Below are 15,593 nucleotides of genomic sequence, written 5' to 3' on the forward strand. Positions count from 1 at the left end.
TTGTCAGTCTTACTGCTAAGTATGTAATTAAAATAATAAAATATAAATATATATATTAACTAATGTATTTCTCATAGTTTAAGGTGTGAGAATGATGAGGGTACAACAAGCTTGCAGATATGACTCTAAAAAGCCACTATTTTTTTTCATAATCGTTTCAACAATACTTCTAAGCATCCTTACTTTTCCTGTATCTGCATCCTCAGTTGTAAGTATAGAGCAGACAACACAGGAAGTACAGGCTGGTGAGAATTTTGAGATAGAAATCATTATAACACCTTCCACCGCAGTTGCAGGTGCGCAGCTTGACCTGATTTTTGACAGTAGTATGGTAACAGTAAATAATGTTGAGGAAGGAGACTTCTTTGACAGGAATAATGCGATGTCTATTTTCATCCCGGGTACCGTTGATAACCAGCAGGGAATTGCCAGCGGACTATTTGCAGTCACTTTGGGACAGACTGTGGTAGAATCTTCCGGAACCTTCGCACATATTACGTTAACAGCAGGTAACCAGTCAGGAGAAAGCACCATCATTCTCTCAAATGTAATATTAAGTGATGCAAACGGGAATGCGATTCCCACTAGCATTGAAAATGCACAGGTCACTATTACAGGAAATTCAATAACAGGTTCCACAGAAGAAGCATCAGCAAGTTCATCTGGCGGAGGAGGCGGTGGCGGTGGAGACACTGGAGAGAACACTGAAAACATCGAACTCAAGGAAGTCAACAAATTATACATCATAGGAAACACTGCTGTTACTTACACTTTTGATGAAAACAATAATCCGGTAAAAGCCATCAGTTATACTTCACTAAAAAGTGCTGGCTTTATCAGCAGTACAATTGAAGTCCTGAAAGATGTTTCTACAATGGTCCCTCAAAAACCTGATGGACTTATTTACAGAAATATGAATATCTGGATCGGAAACGCAGGATACGCAACTGAAAACAATATGGAAGATATGAAAATATCCTTTGCGGTGCCTAAAAGCTGGATTCAGGTCAATGGTGTTAAAACTACGGACATCCGCTTAAACCGCTACCATGATGAAAACTGGCAGGTGCTTGATACCAAAATTAACGGGGAGGATAATGATTTTTATTTTTTTGAAGCAAAAACTCCTGGGTTTTCTCCTTTTGCAATTACAGCAAATGTAACAAGCAAAAATGTAACAGAAAACGAACAGGTCAATGCAGCTTCATCTTACGATGACAACGACCCTGACGGGCAAATTGAAGAGGTTGATGTAGAAGAAGTTTCAGATTCCACATCTACTTACATTAAAGAGAAAGCAAGTTCTGCAAAACTATCGCAAAATAGTATTTTATTAAGTTTTGTTTCAATATCATTTGTAGTTCTTCTTAGACATAGAGAAAAATTGTAATCTCAAAACACTCCTGAAAAAGAATAAATCCTCTCCGCACCATCTATAAGATAGAGAGGTTAGAGAATGATAGGGATAATGTCAGACTCACATGACAACATGGATGCTATAAGGGCTGCTGTGGAATTATTCAATAAGAAGAAAGTAAAAACTGTTCTTCATGCCGGTGACATAATTTCACCTTTTACGGCATCTGCTTTCAGCAAACTGGATGCCCAGCTGTTTTTTGTTTTCGGGAACAATGACGGTGACAGGTTACTCTTAAAACAGAAATTCGATGAAATCGGTGCTGAGTGCTGTGGTGACTTTGGCGATCTGGAAATAGACGGGAAAAGAATTGCACTTATCCATGGAATATACGAACCACCGGTTGATGCCATGGCAGAATCAGGAGACTTTGACATAGTTGTCAGAGGGCATACGCATCACGCAGGTGTGACAAAAATTAACGAAACACTGCTTATAAATCCGGGCGAAACAGCCGGAGTACTCACCGGAAAAAGGACAGTTGCACTCCTTGACCCTGAACTTGGAGTGGAAATAGTAGAGATCTGATAAAGGGATGCTTTAAAGCATCTCCTTCACCTTTGACAGGACTTCCTCTACCTGTGCAGGGTCAAGGTCAAGTTCCTTGTTCTTTTTGATATCCATTTCAGTGAGCAGTATGTGTTTTCCTATTGGAATGCCTGCTTCATCCATGGTTGCCTTTGCACAATTGAGAGGACACCCATCGATAACAATAATAGATTCGCAACCTTCTGCAGATTTAACCAGACCGGAAACCTTGCCACCGACACCTACGGTGCACATCATGTTACCGACACCCTCCTTGTGTAATTCAACTGCAATAGCATTGCTTAACTGACCAACATTGGATGCACCTGCGCATGGGAAGATTCCTATAATGGAAGCACCACATGAGCATTTTGCCTTCTCAGACATAGGTATTACTGTGTTATCCATTCAATAACCTCGTCTACCTTTGGTACTCTGCCAACTATCTTCACATCGCCATCAACAACAACAGCAGGAGTTATGAGAACGCCGTATGCAATTATGTCATCCATGTTCTCGACCTTTACTATCTCAGCATCAACACCTGCCTTGGCAACTGCTTCTTCAACGAACCTCTTTGTCTTGTCGCATTTAGCGCAACCTGTACCCAATATTTCTATTTTCATATTATTCATCTCTTTAACTCAAATCAACTCAAGGGAACACTTTTATAGCGTCAAAATCACAGGCATGAACACAAGTCATGCAATATTTACATGACTTCATCCCTGCCGGGAAACATATTCCATCCTTTAGCTCAAGGATACCGTTCTGGCACGCATCAACACATGATCCGCAGCCTGTACATTTTTTCTCATAAACTGCAACAAATACCATCTGAATACTTCCTGTTATGTAATGATAACTGTAAAGAGAATGTCAGTACCCTCTCTTTAATATAGTTATCAGTTCCTCAGGGTGAGGCATAGATTCTTTAATATTGCGGCATGTTTTTTCAATATCATAATCAAGTCGGATAATTTCAGCTTCACCTGATGCAGTGTCAAACACTGCACAACTGACTTTAGAGTCTCCATCCCTTGGCTGCCCTACTGAACCAGGATTTACTATCAACATATCCCTGAACTTTCTGACAAACGGCTGATGTGAATGACCAATAAAAAGAACGTCGGTATCAATTCCACAGATCATTTCTTTAATTTCGTCATCGGGAGTTTCCGGTCTCATGTACTCATAATTTGACCTTGGGCTTCCATGTGTGAAATAAAGTTTTAAGCCATTAATCTCCTTCTGGATGCTGAATGGGAGATGACGTAAAAAATCCATCTGCCTTTCAGATGTCACTTCCCATGTGTAATCACGGGTTGCAACTGAAAGATGCTTGTACTTGTATCCGCAGCCACATTCTATACGTGAACCTACGGCAGCATCGTGATTTCCAAGAACGGTTTCGATATTATTCTCCATGATAAAATCAATACACTCGGATGGAGAGGGACCGTAATCTGCAAGGTCACCAAGGCAAACTACCAGATCATGAGGAACAGACATTACGGCATCAAGAGCTTCCTTATTTCCGTGAATGTCTGATATAAGTAACATTTTCATCTTAGCACCAATCTTTTAGTTATAGTAATTGGGAATTATGTGTTAAAAAATATACATTCCAAACACGTATCCTGCTATTGCCGCTACTACAACTACCAGAGATATATAGGTCATTCCTTTCTGGAAACCCATAATCCTGTTTATTACTATCATATTCGGAAGACTCAGTGCCGGGCCTGCAAGCAGCATTGACAGAGCAGGACCTTTTCCCATTCCAAGAATAGTAAGTGCACTTATGATAGGAACTTCTGTCAGTGTGGAGAAATACATAAGAGCTGCAGCAACTGAGGCAATTATGTAGGAACTTACGGTGCTGCCACCTACGTATTTCACAACATATTCTGCCGGGAGAAGCTCTACAATGATACCCGCAAAGAACACACCGATAAGCAGGAGCGGAGTTATCTGCTTTACAAGGAACCAGGTTTCTCCCATCCAGCTTTCGAGTTCATCCCTGTCAAACCATTTCAGAGATACATATACTGTAATAAGTATCAATGGGATTTCCACAAAGAGCATTGGATTCCATGTTGGCAGGATTTCCGGTGTTACAAGGATTGCAAGCAGCAAAAGGAAAAGCCAGACTGTATGAGCATGCTTTTCGTCACCGAATGTCTTGATGCCTTTTTTCTCGACATCCTTTCTTTCGTATAGGAAAGACATTACAAGACCGATGAAAACTGAAAGCAGAATTGCAATGACAGCTCTTGCAACACCAAGGTCGTATCCGAGTATCTTTGCAGTATAGACAATTGCCAGTACATTGATGGCAGGAGCTGAGAACAGGAACGTGGTGGCCGGCCCAATTCCGGCGCCTCTCTTATATATACCTGCAAAAAGTGGCAGGACCGTGCAACTACACACGGCAAGAAGACAACCGGAAATGGCGGCAACCGAATAGGAAACATATTTTGGTGCGTCGGCCCCGAAGAATTTCAGGACAGACTCTTTCGAGAAGAGTGAAGCTATCGCACCTGCCAGGAAAAAGGCAGGGATCAGACAAAGAAGTACGTGCAGTGCCAGATACTCCTTGACCGATGCAATACCAATATAAGCGAGATCTATGATGTAAGAGGTCATTGTTTCAAAATATGTTGAAATGCTATTTATAGATTATGGTTTCAAATGTTTTTGAAATACAGTGCTGCAAAAAATTGCCATTCTAATCAGTAAACCATTAAAGGTATATGCAAAAAATACAATTGTGCACTATGTCACTGAAAGCCATTGGAAAAGTATCTAATTTTGCAGATGAAAAAACAATGCAGTTACTTGCTCTCTGGAAAGAGAGTGTCAGTATTGTTGAGCTTGATGAAACAGATGCAGAAACTATGGTTTATGAAGACTATACTCACTACATAGTTGTCCATGACCCTCTAGGCATGAAATTCCCGGAAAAGAGAGATGAATGGAACAAGAGATTCTGTAAGACGGCAGGTGTATCCGTTGTCGAGCTTATAAAGGTCAATGGAAAACAGATCTATTTCAAAGGTCTTTTTGCTATGGATCATGCTTCTGTTTATGGAATTGTTCCTTACACATCATTTGATAATCCGGATGCTGATTTCCCACCAGCAGAAATGGAGATACTGAAGAAGCAGACAATGGAAGTTGCAATGCCACAGGCCAACGGTAAAACTATACTTGATGTTGGATGTGGTGTCGGAAGCCTTACATTACAGATGGCAAGGATGAATCCGAAGTCACAGGTCATGGGAATAGACCTTCTTGATAAGACAATGGAACAATGCCGCCTGAACGCTATCGCATATGATATTAAAAATGCGGAGTTCGAGGCTGAAAGTGTTTATGAGCTTCCTTTTGATGATGAAAGCTATGAGACTGTTACATGCTTCTTTATGCTGCACCACCTTGATGATATTCCAAAAGCCCTCTCTGAAGTAAAGAGAGTTGTTTCAAAGAACGGTATCGTACTGGCAGTTGAACCACTGGAGCACCACCATGGAACTGAAAGAGGTATTCAGGACTGGGTAAACCACTTTGAGAAGGCAGGTTTTTTAGTTGAGACACAGCAGATAAGCAGAGCCGTTTTTATAAAGGCAAAAGTCAACTGTTGATTTTAATCAAATTGCATTTGCAATTTTAATCAAATAAATATTGTTGACCACAAAAAAGGACGTGGATAGTGCTTGGAAAAAGTGGTCAACAATGATTGAAGTAGGATTTATCTGAATTGATTTTTGGGGAAGGGATGGTACTTCATTGGTTGTGCCATAAAGTTCCTGCTTCAACTAATTACTGGTGAGAGTGCATAGTATTTAAATAGGGTCCATTCTTATTAAAGACATCATGTCTACTGCTACTGAAATGAACTTGAAACAACTTATACAGGGTTTATTTCAGAGAGATTATTGTGCAGAGATGGACTTGTTAATAAGCTCTTTTTAGGAAAGATATCCATCAATCCAAATTATTTTACCATCAATCATAAGGAGGAGCGGGCGATTGTCACCCGCAGAAAAAAGATGTGCAATGTCCTCTTTTTAGAGGAAGTGCCTGACATGTTTTTGTCATTGCACCGTTTTAGTCTAGTGTTACAAACAGTACTTGTTTTTAACACTAAATCTAGTGTGATTCGTTTTTATTTAAAATTTGTGCCAGACTTTAATCTAATTGATAAAATTTAAATGTCTCAATTATGTCGAAAAGTTAAAGTACGTTTCATGTTAACAGTTGGCATTATCACTAATGGAGTTGCTAATTATGTTGGGAATAACAGACCCACAAATATGGATTGCATATATTTTATGTTTTGTAAGTGCTATCGGATGTATCATCTATGGTATTTTACATTGGAACGACGATGAAGAGGATGATAACTGATGGCAGTTAGCACTCCTGTTCTTGGACTGGCCGTACTAGCCTACATGATGGTGGTTTTCTACCTTGGCTGGGTCGGTTACAAACAGACAAAAGACAATGATGACTACATGCTTGCAGGAAGGAAAGTGAATCCTTTTGTGCTTGCATTCTCCTATGGTGCTGCATTTATCAGTACTTCAGCCATTATAGGATTCGGAGGTTATGCCGGAGCATTCGGTCTTGGAATACTGTGGCTGGTTTTCATGAATATCTTCGTGGGAATCTTTATCGCCTTTGTGATATTCGGGTCAAGGACCAGACGTATGGGCGTAAACCTCAAAGCAGTTACTTTCCCGGAGCTTATAGGAAGAAGATTCCAGTCAAGGTTCATTCAGGGATTTTCAGGTGCACTCATCACTATATTCATGCCACTTTATGCAGGAAGTGTACTGATAGGTGGTGCACGTTTCATGGAAACTGCTCTGAATATCGATTATAATATCGCGATTCTCATTCTTGCCATAATAGTTGCAGCCTACGTAATTACAGGCGGACTCATTGCTGTTATGTACACTGACGCCCTACAGGGTGTACTTATGTTCGTAGGAATGGCAATTTTGCTTGTAATCACCTACTCTAAACTTGGCGGAGTTACTGAAGCTCACCAGGCACTCACAAATATGGCATACCTTGTGCCGGATAATCTTGCAGCCGTCGGTCACACCGGATGGACCACTATGCCGGCATTTGGTTCACCGACATGGTGGACACTTGTTTCAACCATCATTCTTGGTGTCGGTGTCGGTGTACTTGCACAGCCCCAGCTTGCTGTGAGATTCATGACAGTAAAGAACACACGCTCCCTGAAAAGAGCTGTACTTTCAGGCGGTCCTTTCATCTTCATGATGGCAGGTGTGGCATATATTGTGGGTGCACTGTCAAATGTGTATTTCTACAACACCCAGGGAATGATATCTCTAGAGGTTGCAGGTGGAAATATCGACAAAATCATGCCTGAATACATCAACAGTGCAATGCCCGATTATATTGTTGTTTTCTTCCTGCTTACCCTACTGGCAGCAGCCATGTCAACCCTGAGTTCACAGTTCCATGCAATGGGAACAGCTTTCGGCCATGACTTCTATCGTCAGGGAATTATGAATGGAAAGATAGGAAAAACGATCACTGTAACCAGAGTCGGTATCGCTGTTACAATTTTTATCAGTGTCGTCCTTGCATATATCCTTCCACCGGGAATTATCGCAAGAGCAACAGCAATATTCTTCGGACTCTGCGCAGCAGCATTCCTTCCGATGTATTCAGGAGCTATCTTCTGGAAACGTATGAACAGACAAGGAGCAACTGCAAGCCTTCTTATAGGTACTTTCAGCAGCCTTTTCTGGCTTACATTTGTGCATGCTAAAGAAGCAACAGCCCTTGGAATCTGCCAGGCACTTTTTGGACAGGCAACACTCCTTACGGGAACATGGACCCTTGTAGACCCTATCCTTGTTGCTACACCACTGTCATTTTTGGTGGCAATTATCGTGAGCCTCATGACAGAACCAATGGCATCAGAGCATGTTAAAAACTGTTTCAAGAAATAGCAAAACTAATTTGATTTTGGGAAATGATCAGTCAATTGTTTTGTTGGTTGATCGTTTTATTCTCTTTTTAATAATGATAATTGAAAACGTTTTTCTTATTAGAGAATTTGTTGAAAAGGATGCCCATTATTTTGTTCATTGAATTTGTTTTGTTCTTCTTCAGAAACAGACTCTATAACCAGAACGCATCTTTTTCGAAATATCCTCCTAAACTCCACACTTTTGATATCATTAAATCTAATGCAGGTATGATTTAAGATTACATATTTAACTAAATAACTCTAAAAAATTTAATTTCAGTACTTTGTATCGATTTTAATTTTAAAACAGAAAAGATAAATAAAAAAGAGAAAAGAGAGCTTATTGCTCTCTTTATACTTTATTTTCTTCTTGCAAAGAAAGAAAGTAGAACAAACACAATTCCTGCAAGAGCAGTAAATCCTGGAGTATCCGATGTTTCATCTTCAACTGATTCTGTTTCTTCTTCAGTTACTGATGCTGATGCAGGATCCTGTAGTATTTCTTCAACTATCTCTTCTGCGTCATCTCCAAACAGAGCGTAGAGTGAGAAGTGGGTGGTATATGCAGTTGCTCTGCCATTCTCCCAGTCAATAGTTGTTTCAAGAGCAGTCCAGCCGTCTTCTGAATTGTAGGTATAGATTAACGGAGTTTTGCCTTCAAAATCTTCCGGATCGAAGTCTATAGTTATCAGGACTTCCTTGTTAAATGTGGTTCCCGAAGGTCCGAAATCATAGTAAAGACCTGATTCAAGTACTTCATCAGGAGTATCGGCAGGCATGGACGCAGGAGTAGTTACTATTATCGTATTAACAGGATTTCCAGATGTGTCTGTTCCAACTGTTCCCTTGTACAAAGTCACAGTTGTTATAGTATCTTTTGATTTGACAACAGTGTCACCTGTTAGTTCCCCAGCACCGTTTGTTGAAAGTGTGGCTATTGTTCCCTGTGATCTTACTCTTGTAGCTACAGAACCACCACTTGAACCGGATGAACTTGAACTACTGGAAGTTGTTGGTTCAGGATCTTTGAACAATCCGTAGGTTCCTTCACTAATTGTTACATTTAGCTGATTGACAGAGATATTAAGTGTTGTATCATTCACTACAGACCATGTACTGTCACTATTGTTATACTTATACAGATTAATAGAAGATTCTCCAGTACTGCTCATGTCTGAATCATCGTAGGAAAGGAAAATCTCTAAAGGAGTGCTTCTTTCGATAGTGAAATAATTACCAACATTTATTTTTTCTGATAAAGTAGAGATTAAATAATTTCCTATGAAATTGGTTGCTGTATCATCTGAAGTGTAAGATATCAGAATACCATTTAAAGTAATTTCGAGATTTTCAACTGTATTGTTGAGAGATGCTGTCCAGAAATCACCAAGTATATTACTTGTTACAATATTGTCAGTTAGAATATTATTAATGGAAGTAGAAATTGCAATTCCATATACATCATTGTTAACTGCAATATTATTTGCCAAAGTGTTGGTATTTGAATATATAAGGTAAATACCAAATTCGTCATTATTATCTAAAATATTATCTGTTAGAGTGTTGGTATTTGAATAACTAAGTGTAATACCATCATAGTTGTTGTAGATATTATTGTCAGTTAGAATATTGTTGTCGGAGTCACTCACTAGAATACCTATATCATAATTGTCATGAACTCTGTTGTGTTCTATGGTATTATTGTTACATGAATTATCTAAGTAAATACCAGTTCCTTCATTATAATTTACAAAGTTATCTGTTAGGGTATTGTAAGATGAAGTATGTAGGTAAATACCATCGTTTCCATTGTTATTTATCTCATTGTTTGTCAGAGTATTATAACTAGAGTATGAAGTTAGAATACCAGCATTGATGTTATTATTGAGAATGTTATCCGTCACTGTAATATTATTGGAGTGATCGAGGTAAATACCGAAACTATTTACAGTACAGGTATTGTTTATTATTATGCTGTCATTTGAGGAGGAGAGAGAAATACCTTCATAAGTACCTGATCCTGTGACATTGAAACCATCAATAGTTACATTATCTGCATATATATTAATTATAGGAGCAGGCTCACCTTCCAGTAAAGTAGTGTTTTCTGCACCATTTTCAGAACGAAGTACAATACCTTTGTTAATGATAATACACTCGGCATAAATACCGTCAGTTACAATGATTGTGTCACCTTCGGCTGCATCATTTATTGCATCCTGGATAGTTGTGTAATCATAGCCGCTGCTTCCAACATAAAAGGTAGTTGGTGCATTTGTCACTGTGATTGTAATTACCTGAGTAGCAGTAGATTCAACGCCATCACTTACAGTAAACTCAATAGAGTAAGTTCCAGAACTTGTATAATTGGTCTGCCAAGTTCCTTCTCCTGTGCTTGTGTTGAAATCTGTGAATAGGTCAGTTCTGTTACAGCTGAAGGTTGGTGTATCTTCATCCAGATCAGAGTATCCTGCATTAACAGAAATTAGTTCAGATTCATTGACTTCAATATTGTCCAAACCGGATATTGAGATTAGGTTGTTAGCAAGAGTTATTGAATCACTGACTGCATCAGACAATGCTCCGTATGTTTCATTGTATGCAAGGACTTGAATTGTAGAGGTAGCATGTGCATCCATAGGAGTATTATTCATTTCAAGAACAGTAGTACCATTAGTCCAAATTCCATTCAGACTTACATTATAGGAGTCTGCATTTTCTACTGCATCCCAAGTCCAGTCTACATAGAAATTGCCTGTTGAATTGCTAAGAGTAGGAGCAGATAGGGTGAAATCATTTACAGTGATTGTAATTATTTGAGACGAAATTGAACCGTAACCATCAGTCACATTGAATTCAACAGAGTAAATTCCTGCATCAGTCAAATCTGTGATCCATGAACCTTCTCCTGTTTCAGTATTGAAACTATCGAACAGGGAAGTATTGTTGCAGGCAAATGTAGGAGTATCGCCGTCTGCGTCTGATGAATTAATGTCAAAGGTAATAGTCTCTCCTTCAGTTACCGTAATGTCTGTTATGTCAAGAATTGTAACAACATTATTTGGCATCTGAACATTGTCAATAGTTCCATCTGAGAGAGTGGAATCTGTGGCATTGTAGGCATAGACAGTTATGTTTGACCATGCGTGTGCTGAAAGGCCAGAATGGTTGAAGAAATTGTATGTACTTCCATTTATCCAGCTTTCACCAATACTAATGTTATAGGAATCTGTTTTACCGCTTGTGTCAGCAGTCCAGGTATGATTGATCCAGTCATCGCCGGTGGTGTTTGTGAAACCTTCTGGAGCAGATGGAATGATTATTGTGTCTGCAAAAAGACCGAATGTAACATACACATTTTCTGAGAAACCAGTAAGGGTTGCGGAGACTTTATTATTGGTTGTGTCAAGCGTAGCTCCTTCTACAGCTGTCCATGTGGTATCATTGAGCCAATAGAGAGAGATGTCTGATTCAGCAACGCTATCTAAATCAGATTCATCATAAGAGAATGAAGCATCTAAATCAACATCAGAAGTTCTGTTAATGGAAATATAACCATTGATGTTTGTCATTTCAGGGAAGGCTGTAGATGTTTCAAGTCCTTTGAAATATGTTGATGTATCTATTGATGCAGGGATGATTGTTGATATTCGACTGGAATTATTTGTCAATATCATGTCAGTTATTATTTTATTAGCACTAGGGACACTAAAGAAAACATCATATTCAGTATTGTTCAAAACGGTGTTACTTATTAGGTTAGTGATATAAGTACCACTATCATAAATACCATAAGTATTTTCATAAATAGTATTTCCTATTAGAGTGTTGTCATTAGAAAGACCTACTAACTGGATACCATAGTTATTGTCAGTAATAACATTGTTTAATATAGTATTAGACTGACTAAATGAGACTAAAATACCGGTAGAAGATGTAGTTATAAGATTGTTACTGATAGTACAATTATTTGAATTTGTTATTTCTATAACTGCACTCGCTCCACCATAGAATTTAAAACCGTCAATTGTGACATTGCTGACACCATCGATTGAAAGTGCGTCAGATGCTATACCTGTCCATGATGTAGTATCCGATCCATTTTCGGAACAAATTGTTAGGTTAGATGTAGAGACATATACCCATTCAACATAAAGACCATCAGATACGATAATAGTATCACCGTCATTGGCTGCACTAACAGCATTGCTAATCGTTGGATAACCACCTGTATCATTAACATAGAGATTTGTTGCGGAAACTGTACCAATGCTAAAAAGCATTATGCAGACTAAAGCTGCTAAAAGAATAAATAAAATTTTTCTTGTCATATTGAACCACATTCTAATCTGACATCCAACCCTCAAATAAGAAGTATGAACTTAATCAATAATTATACAGTAGCGATTTATAATACGCTGGTTATATATAAATGTTGAGACTGTTAGACAGTAATAATAAACATCAAAATTAACAAACATCATGTTTAAATTTTAAATAATTGACATATTATCTTTGGAAATATGGAAGACTTAATATCATGTACAAATATTGAATAGATAGATTTTTAATTTTTAGATATTATTGAGAAACGAATATTTCTATTCAAACATTTTTTATCAGCCGCAGGCACGCAATCTTTTCCTAACCTTTAAATATAGTGGTATGTTAACAGTTGACATGTTAACAAATATCATTATTATTTATAGCAAATACACGGAAGGAGAAAAATGCTTGGAATAGATGACCCACAAATATGGCTGGCTTACATACTATGCTTTGTAAGTGCCATCGGCTGCATTATATATGGAGCACTTAAATGGAACGACGATTCCGATGATGGTGAGGTGGATTAATGGCACTCGACACACCGGTTCTCGGAATAATCATACTTGTATATCTTATGGTGATCTTTTATCTGGGATGGCTCGGATACAAGAAAACAAAAGAAACTGAAGACTACATGGTGGCAGGAAGGAAAATTCATCCTTATATTCTTGCACTCTCCTATGGTGCTACATTTATCAGTACTTCGGCTATAGTCGGTTTTGGTGGAGCCGCCGGTGCTCTTGGTATGGGACTCTTATGGCTTGCATTCATGAACATTTTTGTAGGAATTTTTATCGCATTCGTAGTATTCGGTTCAAAAACCCGCCGTATGGGACTTAACCTCAATGCTGTTACATTTCCTGAACTTATCGGAAGACGTTTCCAGTCAAGGTTCATCCAGGGATTCTCAGGAGCACTCATTGGTATATTCATGCCGCTTTACGCCGGTATCGTACTTATCGGAGGAGCAAGATTCCTTGAATCAACCCTCAGTATAAACTATGACGTTGCAGTTCTTATTCTCACAGTTATCGTAGCCGCTTATGTAATCACAGGTGGACTTATCGCTGTTATGTATACAGATGCCCTTCAGGGAACTCTCATGTTCATTGGAATGGTATTCCTGCTGGTATTCACATATGCAAAACTTGGTGGAGTTACTGCAGCCCATTCAGCACTCACTGCAATGAACAATCTTGTACCTGAAAGTCTTGCAGCAGGAGGACATCTGGGATGGACCTCCATGCCGGCATTCGGTTCACCAATTTGGTGGACACTGGTTTCAACACTTGTACTCGGTGTGGGAATTGGTGTGGTTGCACAACCTCAGCTTGCAGTAAGGTTCATGACAGTAAAGAACGACACAGCACTCAACAGAGCTGCACTTGTAGGCGGCCCTTTTATCCTCATGATGACAGGAGTAGCTTTCACAGTTGGTGCACTCTCAAATGCATACTTCTACCAGACAGTTGGCAAGATATCAGTAGTCGTTGCAGGTGGAAACACCGACCTTATAATGCCGGAGTTCATCAACAGTGCCATGCCAAGTACTTTTGTAGTCTTGTTCATGCTGACCCTGCTGGCAGCAGCAATGTCAACTCTCAGTTCACAGTTCCACACAATGGGAACATCGATCGGACACGATTTCTATCGTGAATACCTGAAGAAAGGTGAACTTGGACAGACAATCAACATAACAAAGGCAGCAATCGCATTCACAATCCTTGCAAGTGTAGTACTGGCATACATACTTCCGATCAGTATTATCGCCCGTGCAACCGCGATCTTCTTCGGACTTTGTGCAGCAGCTTTCCTGCCAATGTACACAGGAGCGCTGTTCTGGAAACGTATGACAAAGGAAGGTGCAATTGCAAGCCTGCTTGTTGGTACTTTCAGTAGTCTTTTCTGGCTTGCGTTCGTTCACAAATCAGAAGCAGTACCACTTGGAATAAGCAAAGCGATCTTTGGTGTCGACACTATTCTTACAGGAACATGGACAGTTGTAGATCCGATACTTGTAGCTACACCACTTGCTTTTGTAGTTGCCATCGTAGTCAGTCTTATGACTAAACCAACACCGCAGGAACACCTTGACACCTGCTTTAAGAAATAGAAAAATAGATCGCTTCAAAATTCGGGCATTAATTGCCCATACTTCTTTTTCCGCTCAGTTCAAACAGATTCATAAGCCTGAATGCATTGTCCCTGTCACATGGAACTGACTTGGTTCCTGGTAAGAACAAGAATTTGTTATTGAATGAATCAAGCACGGTGTAAGATATACTGTAATCCTTGCAAAAACTATCCATTCACGTAGTTCTCCTACATTAACAAGATCAGTAAATCCATACTCCATAGTTATCACTACTCGATAGCGCATGCACTTCCGAACCAATTAAATCCATGCAGCACATGATTTAATGACAAATAAGAATACAGAACAGTCAATCATAGAGGCAAAAGCCGTATGACGAGAACTAGAGGGGATATATGTTATAAATAAATGTAACTCGACTTTTGCCTAAGACTCCTTCGACATAATGAAATATAAAGCTATCCGTAGTATATAAATGAAGAATAAAATATTTTATAGCCAAAGCTTTATAAAATCATAGGGCAGTCAATTTCCATAATAAGCACGTCTGCATCGGACACTGTTTTTACAAGACTTACAAAATAATGTGAATCCTGGGTAATAGCTTCAAATGTGTTGTAATGCATTGGAACAACCATTCTGGGGCGCAACATCTCCACTGCCAGTGCGGCATCTTCCGGACCCATTGTATAACGTCCCCCTATCGGAAGAAGTGCAATTTCCGGGTGATATAATCTGGATATGAGTGCCATGTCACCAAATAATCCGGTGTCACCTGCATGATAGATTGATCTTTCACCTGCTTTTATAACAAAACCCGCAGCTCTGCCACCATCTACCTCCCTCCCTGCTTCATCAATGGAAGAAGAATGTCTGGCGTCAGTCATTGTAAAACTTAAGTTTCCTATCTTAATTGTCCCGCCAATATTCATACCCTCTGTTTTAATGTCCTTAGACTTCAGATACTGAGACAACTCATGTATACAAACTACTGTACAACCCGTTCTTTTAGCAATTTCCACAGTATCCCCAAGGTGATCCCAATGACCATGAGTGACTGCAATAATATCCGGGCAGAGTTCATCTACACTAACCCTGGCAGAGGGGTTTTCCGTAATAAAAGGATCAACAAGAATAATGGTTTCATCCACATCTATCCTGAAACATGAATGCCCGATCCAGGTAAGTACAACGTTATCCATGAG

At 39.2% G+C, this 15,593-nt stretch carries 15 protein-coding genes; 7 read left to right on the forward strand and 8 right to left on the reverse strand.

The genetic code is table 11. The features are described from left to right. The first annotated feature begins 91 nt into the window (after window positions 1–91). Window positions 92–1,390 carry a PGF-pre-PGF domain-containing protein gene (locus tag RE474_RS00945; protein ID WP_309311124.1) on the forward strand — a complete coding sequence of 433 codons (1,299 nt, stop codon included), beginning with the start codon at window positions 92–94 and terminating at the stop codon, window positions 1,388–1,390. 66 nt (window positions 1,391–1,456) lie between these two features. After that, window positions 1,457–1,945: a metallophosphoesterase gene (locus RE474_RS00950; protein WP_309311125.1), complete on the forward strand. Its 489-nt coding sequence runs from the start codon at window positions 1,457–1,459 to the stop codon at window positions 1,943–1,945. A gap of 12 nt (window positions 1,946–1,957) precedes the next feature. Here the strand turns inward: RE474_RS00950 and RE474_RS00955 are convergent, their stop codons facing one another. Genes RE474_RS00955 through RE474_RS00975 form a run of 5 tightly spaced genes read right to left on the reverse strand, consistent with a single transcriptional unit; the run spans window position 1,958 to window position 4,594 of the window. Further along, window positions 1,958–2,353: a putative zinc-binding protein gene (locus tag RE474_RS00955; protein ID WP_309311126.1), complete on the reverse strand. Its 396-nt coding sequence runs from the start codon at window positions 2,351–2,353 to the stop codon at window positions 1,958–1,960. Continuing rightward, window positions 2,338–2,571 (reverse strand): thioredoxin family protein, encoded by a 234-nt coding sequence (locus RE474_RS00960; RefSeq protein ID WP_309311127.1) that lies wholly within the window; start codon window positions 2,569–2,571, stop codon window positions 2,338–2,340. The genes RE474_RS00955 and RE474_RS00960 overlap by 16 nt, the downstream gene beginning before the upstream one ends. 28 nt (window positions 2,572–2,599) lie before the next feature. Then, entirely contained in the window at window positions 2,600–2,782 is a 183-nt protein-coding gene (locus tag RE474_RS00965) for a 4Fe-4S binding protein (RefSeq protein ID WP_309311128.1), read from the reverse strand. 42 nt (window positions 2,783–2,824) lie between these two features. Then, window positions 2,825–3,508 (reverse strand): metallophosphoesterase family protein, encoded by a 684-nt coding sequence (locus RE474_RS00970; protein WP_309311129.1) that lies wholly within the window; start codon window positions 3,506–3,508, stop codon window positions 2,825–2,827. A gap of 48 nt (window positions 3,509–3,556) precedes the next feature. Next, window positions 3,557–4,594, reverse strand: coding sequence for a permease (locus RE474_RS00975; protein ID WP_309311130.1), 1,038 nt, complete (start codon window positions 4,592–4,594; stop codon window positions 3,557–3,559). A gap of 131 nt (window positions 4,595–4,725) precedes the next feature. Between RE474_RS00975 and RE474_RS00980 the strand changes: the two genes are divergently transcribed. The 3 genes from RE474_RS00980 (at window position 4,726) to RE474_RS00985 (ending at window position 7,944) form a co-directional block, all read left to right on the forward strand. Beyond that, window positions 4,726–5,592, forward strand: a complete 867-nt coding sequence (locus tag RE474_RS00980; protein ID WP_309311131.1) for a class I SAM-dependent methyltransferase — start codon at window positions 4,726–4,728, stop codon at window positions 5,590–5,592. A 646-nt stretch (window positions 5,593–6,238) separates the two neighbouring features. Beyond that, window positions 6,239–6,358: a symporter small accessory protein gene (locus tag RE474_RS13825; RefSeq protein WP_369076082.1), complete on the forward strand. Its 120-nt coding sequence runs from the start codon at window positions 6,239–6,241 to the stop codon at window positions 6,356–6,358. Beyond that, window positions 6,358–7,944, forward strand: coding sequence for a sodium:solute symporter family protein (locus RE474_RS00985; protein WP_309311132.1), 1,587 nt, complete (start codon window positions 6,358–6,360; stop codon window positions 7,942–7,944). Before RE474_RS13825 ends, RE474_RS00985 begins: the two co-directional genes overlap by 1 nt. A 379-nt stretch (window positions 7,945–8,323) precedes the next feature. Here RE474_RS00985 and RE474_RS00990 read toward each other — a convergent pair whose 3' ends face one another. Beyond that, window positions 8,324–12,295, reverse strand: coding sequence for a right-handed parallel beta-helix repeat-containing protein (locus RE474_RS00990; protein WP_309311133.1), 3,972 nt, complete (start codon window positions 12,293–12,295; stop codon window positions 8,324–8,326). A gap of 399 nt (window positions 12,296–12,694) precedes the next feature. On the opposite strand from RE474_RS00990, the gene RE474_RS00995 reads away from it, so the two are divergent. Next, window positions 12,695–12,820: a symporter small accessory protein gene (locus RE474_RS00995; RefSeq protein WP_309311134.1), complete on the forward strand. Its 126-nt coding sequence runs from the start codon at window positions 12,695–12,697 to the stop codon at window positions 12,818–12,820. After that, entirely contained in the window at window positions 12,820–14,406 is a 1,587-nt protein-coding gene (locus RE474_RS01000) for a sodium:solute symporter family protein (RefSeq protein WP_309311135.1), read from the forward strand. Before RE474_RS00995 ends, RE474_RS01000 begins: the two co-directional genes overlap by 1 nt. Window positions 14,407–14,434: 28 nt before the next feature. On the opposite strand, the gene RE474_RS01005 is transcribed toward RE474_RS01000, so the two are convergent. Next, window positions 14,435–14,602, reverse strand: coding sequence for a hypothetical protein (locus RE474_RS01005; RefSeq protein ID WP_309311136.1), 168 nt, complete (start codon window positions 14,600–14,602; stop codon window positions 14,435–14,437). A 292-nt stretch (window positions 14,603–14,894) separates the two neighbouring features. Then, complete coding sequence (locus RE474_RS01010; protein WP_309311137.1) at window positions 14,895–15,590, reverse strand: metal-dependent hydrolase; 696 nt, start codon at window positions 15,588–15,590, stop codon at window positions 14,895–14,897. Window positions 15,591–15,593: the final 3 nt, after the last annotated feature.

The sequence above is a fragment of the Methanolobus sediminis genome (assembly GCF_031312595.1).
GTDB lineage: Archaea > Halobacteriota > Methanosarcinia > Methanosarcinales > Methanosarcinaceae > Methanolobus > Methanolobus sediminis.